At 70.2% G+C, this 3,947-nt stretch carries 4 protein-coding genes; all 4 read right to left on the bottom strand.

What is annotated here, in order from left to right; all coding sequences use genetic code 11:
* Nucleotides 1-1,136 (bottom strand): YihY/virulence factor BrkB family protein (locus VOI19_RS15815; protein WP_323793925.1); only part of this gene is annotated, 1,136 nt, incomplete at its 3' end.
* 68 nt (nucleotides 1,137-1,204) lie between these two features.
* Nucleotides 1,205-2,083: a hypothetical protein gene (locus VOI19_RS15820; RefSeq protein ID WP_323793926.1), complete on the bottom strand. Its 879-nt coding sequence runs from the start codon at nucleotides 2,081-2,083 to the stop codon at nucleotides 1,205-1,207.
* 98 nt (nucleotides 2,084-2,181) lie between these two features.
* Nucleotides 2,182-3,336 carry an acyl-CoA dehydrogenase family protein gene (locus VOI19_RS15825; RefSeq protein ID WP_416366391.1) on the bottom strand — a complete coding sequence of 385 codons (1,155 nt, stop codon included), beginning with the start codon at nucleotides 3,334-3,336 and terminating at the stop codon, nucleotides 2,182-2,184.
* Between the two features lie 8 nt (nucleotides 3,337-3,344).
* Nucleotides 3,345-3,947, bottom strand: a 603-nt coding sequence (locus VOI19_RS15830; RefSeq protein ID WP_323793928.1) for an acetyl-CoA carboxylase biotin carboxyl carrier protein subunit, incomplete at its 5' end; no start/stop codon positions are given.

A 3,947-nucleotide genomic window follows, 5' to 3' on the forward strand; every position in this document is an offset into this window, starting at 1 on the left:
GACGGCGGGCTCGACCCGTCGCGCAGCCGACGTCGCGGGCCTCGCCCCTGCCGCGGCACGTCGATCTCGCCGGTCGGCTCCACGAGCACCCGCGTCTCGGGGGCCCTGGCCTGCGGGTCGAGCAGGATCTCGTGCGTGCCGCCGTCGCGACCGTCGAAACGCACCACAACGGTCTCGAAGCCCTTGTGTCGCTGCATCTGGGCATACATCGCGTAGGCGCGCCGGTCGGCCTCGGTGAGGTCGACGCTGTCGGTGAACGGGGTGAGCAGCGCCCGCGGCCACAGGCGCCTCGCCAGCACGACGTTGACCTGCACCCCCAGCATCGCCATGACGGCGGCGATGTAGATGATGCCGATCAGCCCGAGGACCAGCCCGAAGGTCTTGTTGAGCGTGCTCGGCCCGGTCAGGACGTTGGAGGCGTAGACCGTGCCGAGGAACTGCAGGCCCTGCCACAGGACCGCGACGGTGAACGCTCCGGGCGCCGTCCGCATGCGCTGCGGGCTGGAGGGCCGGGCGAAGCGGAAGAGACCCGTCAGCACGAGTCCGACGATGATCACGGTCGCGAGCTGGATCAGGAGCCGCAGGGTCGTGTCGAGCCGGTCGGCGAACAGCATCGTGTCACCGCCGCCGGGCAGGCCGGCGGTGGTGATGGCGGAGAAGATCGAGATCCCGAGCACCGCGATGCCGGCGAAGAGGAGCAACAGGAGGCTCTTGAGCCGCAGCAGGATCGGGTTCGGCCGGCTGTTGCGGGGGATCGCCCACGCCACGGCGTGCGAGTTCTGGATCGACACCCCGAGGCCGAGGGCGCCGTACGTCGCCGCGACCGCACCGACGACGACCGCGCTCGTCGAGCCCTGGAGACCCTCGGGACGACCGAGCTGGTCACCGATGATCGGGAACGTCGCCAACGCCGAGTTGAGAACCTGCTCCTGGAGCTCGGGATCGCCCTGGAGGAAGAACCCGAAGATCGAGGACGCCAGCAGCAGCAGCGGGAAGATCGCGATGAAGGCGTAGTAGGTCAGGGTCGCGGCCAGGTAGTTGCCCTGGTCGTCGAAGAACTTGTAGATCACGGCCAGCGGGAAGCCGAACGGCGTGAACCGGCGCTGCGTGCGGTCGACACCGCTCACCACGCCCATGGCAGCAAACTACCGCGCCCGGACGCCGTACCGCCCCACGACGGCCCCGCCCACGCGCGTGGGTTGCCTCACGGAAAGAGCAGGCGGCCCGCGTCGTCGACCTCGAAGAGCTGGACACCGGCGAAGTCGGGGGCGTCCGCGCCGAGGGCGACAGAGATCTTGTTGGTGGCGTTGCGCATGACGTCGAGCACGACCTCGACGGCCTGGGCCGGCGTCAGATGGGTCCGGACGTCGTCGATGTCGGTGGGGCGCATGTCGGCAGGGGTCCAGATCAGGGCATCGGCGAGCACCAGGGCCGCCCGCCGAGGGCCGCTGAGGGTGCTGTTGCGGTAGTCGTCGACCTCCTGGAACATCACGGCCCCTGCTCCGGCCCGCACGGCGGCGAGGTCGCGGCGGTGCATGCAGACCCGACAACCGTGCTGGCGCGCGCCACGCAGCCGCACCAGCTCGGTGGTGACCGGGTCGACCTGGTGCAGCCGCGCCACCTCGCCGATGAACTCATCCATCATCGCCCGGGCGTGATCGGAGCGCACCAGGTCGGGATCGGCCCACTCCTGGACGCCGAAGAGGCTGTCGAGCACCGCGCGCACCCTGGGCGCGAAGTCGGCCACGTAGATCGCGAGCGCGCCGTCGAAGGCGTCGCGGGCCGTCGCGGTGAGCCAGGCCTCACGCAGGTCGTCGCTGATCTCGGTCACGTCGACGGCGAACTGCTCCGCGAAGGCCATCACGATCGCCTGCGGCACCGGCGCCGTACGACGCGGACCCGTCGGCGGACGACGCAGTGGAGTCAGCCCGAGCCCCTCGGCGGTGACCATGCGCATGGTGGCCAGATCGATCTCGCTGGTCGAGGACGGCCACATCGCAATCAGCCCGTCCAGCGCGGCCCCGGCGGTGGGGGCGTGGTCGCGCAGCGCCGTGGCGCCACCCACCGACCATGGACTGGGCATGGTCAATGACTAGGGGAATCGAGAGGCCCGCGGAGCCGGTCTCGGCGGTTCCGCGGGCCTGTCTCGTCGGCCACTCCTCGGCCACTCTTCGGGTGGGCTCAGTAGGACTTCGGCAGTCCCAGGGAGTGCATCGAGACGAAGTTGAGGATCATCTCGCGGCTGACCGGGGCGATCCGACCGACGCGCGTCGCGACGAGCAGCCCCGCCATCCCGTACTCCTGGCTCGCACCGTTGCCACCGTGGGTCTGCACCGCGCGGTCGACGACGTCGCAGGCGGCCTCGGCTGCGGCGTACTTCGCCATGTTGGCGGCCTCGCCGGCGGCCATCTCGTCGCCGGAGTCGAGCAGGGCCGCAGCCTTCTGGTTCATCAGCCGGGCGAGCTCGATCTCGATGTGGCTCTGGGCGAGTGGGTGCGCAATCGCCTGGTGGGCCCCGATCGGGACTTTGAAGACGACCCGCTCCTTGGCGTACTGCGTCGCCTTCTCGAGGGCGTAGCGCGCCAAGCCGGTCGAGAACGCCGCCGCCATGATGCGCTCGGGGTTGAGGCCGGCGAAGAGCTGCACGAGTCCGCCGTCCTCGTCGCCGACGAGCGCGTCGGCCGGCAGCCGGACGTCGTCCATGAAGACCTGGAACTGGTTCTCCGGCGAGACGATCTCCATCGGGATCGCGTTGGCCTCGAAGCCTTCCGCGTCGGTCGGGACGACGAACAGGCAGGGCTTGAGCTTGCCGGTCTTGGAGTCCTCGGTGCGGGCCACGACGAGCACGTTGTCGGACTCGTCGACGCCGGAGATCCAGATCTTGCGGCCGTTGAGCACCCAGCCGTCGCCGTCACGGCGGGCGGTGGTGGTGATGTTGTGGGTGTTGGTGCCGGCGTCGGGCTCGGTGATGGCGAAGCACATCGTCGAGGTGCCGTCGCACAGGCCCGGCAGCCACTTCTGCTTCTGCGCCTCGGTGCCATAGCGGGTGATGATCGTGCCGCAGATCGCCGGGCTGACGACCATGAGCAGCATCGGGCAGCCCTGGGCGGCGAGCTCCTCGCAGACCGCAGCGATGTCGCCGATGCCGCCACCACCGCCGCCGTACTCCTCGGGGATGTTGATGCCGAGGTAGCCGTTCTTGCCGAGCTCGAGCCACAGGTCGGTGGTCTTGCCACCGGAGCGAGCCTTCTCGGTGAAGTAGTCGCGGCCGTACTTCGAGGCCAGCTTGGCGACCTGCTTGCGGAGCTCCTGGCGCTCCTCGGTCTCGCTGAACATGTTGACGCTCACTGCTCTTCTCCTTCGACGACGGCAAGGACTTCTCCGGCGGCGACCTGCGCACCGGGCTGGACGTTGATCTCGGTGACCGTGCCCGCGGTGGGCGCGGTCACGGTGTGCTGCATCTTCATGGCCTCGAGGACGAGGACGACGTCGCCGGCCGCGACCTCCTGGCCGGACTCGACGGCGACCTTGACGACGGTGCCGGGCATCGGCGCGAGCAGGCTGCCGCTGGCGACGGCGTCCGCGGGATCGACGAAGCGCGGGACGGCGACCAGCGGGAGGTGACCCCACGGCGAGTCGACGTCGACGCGATCACCGGCGAGACGCACCTGGTGCACGGTGCTCAGTCCCTCGTGGTCGACCGCCACGCGCCAGCCGTCGGTTCCCCGGGCCACCGGTGTCGCCGACACCAGACGCACACCGGACACCTCGTCGTGCACGTCGGCCAGCTCGGGGCCGCGACGCCCGCGCTGCCACCCGACCCTGACCTCGGTCTCGCCGAGCTGGAAGACCTCCACCTGGGGGGCGGAGACGACGTTGCGCCAGCCGGACGGGATGCGCGACTGGACGGTGCGCTGCGCGACCGTCTGCTCGACTCGCGCCATCGC

The organism is Nocardioides sp., from assembly GCF_034670285.1.
Classification (GTDB): Bacteria; Actinomycetota; Actinomycetes; order Propionibacteriales; family Nocardioidaceae; genus Nocardioides.